The organism is Brevibacillus soli, assembly GCF_044759095.2.
Lineage (GTDB): Bacteria > Bacillota > Bacilli > Brevibacillales > Brevibacillaceae > JBIYSM02.
Map to the genome: position 1 here is coordinate 1 of NZ_JBIYSM020000111.1, position 594 is coordinate 594.

The window sequence follows — 594 nt, forward strand, 5'->3', positions numbered from 1 at the left end:
CCTTCTTGGGGTGAAGTCCTTTTTTTATGTTCGCAAACCCTTGTAGTGCAACGGGTCAGAAATCTGCAAAAGGCTCAGTGTATAAGAATTTATAAATTTGGACATCCCATACAGCCGCTAGAAAAGTGTTCGGGGCCCCGCCCGGCGAAGCGTTAGCTAATGCCGGGTGGGTTTTCTTATCATATCGGAAAGTATATAATTTTTGGGGCGTAAGCCCCTATATTTGTTGGTAAAATCGTTATATGGAGACAAATATTCTTAAGCGAATTTTTATTGATCACTGGAAACCTTTTGTTAAAAAGTATGGGAAGAGAATCCGTCCGTCGGTTCTGAAAGAAGTTGAGAAATTTCTTAACTGCGGTGACCCTAAAAAAGGATTTAAATTATTAGTCTGTGAAGGATGTCATCTTACAAAAAGAGTTCCATTCCGTTGTAAAGGACGATTTTGTACAACGTGCTCTTGCGGCGAAACAGAAGAATGGAGCCGTATGATGAGTGAAGAGGTTTTACAGGTAAATCGTGCAGAAGGAATCATTACGGGAACGACCATTGCTATCGACAGTACAGCGATTGATGCATACGAGCGAAAGCAAC

Annotated in this window: 1 protein-coding gene; it reads left to right on the forward strand. The window is 41.4% G+C overall.

Annotation, left to right across the window (positions count from 1 at the left end):
• Nucleotides 1-242 precede the first annotated feature (242 nt).
• On the forward strand, nucleotides 243-594 hold a 352-nt coding region (locus ACE99V_RS20440; protein ID WP_400493007.1), incomplete at its 3' end, for a transposase zinc-binding domain-containing protein.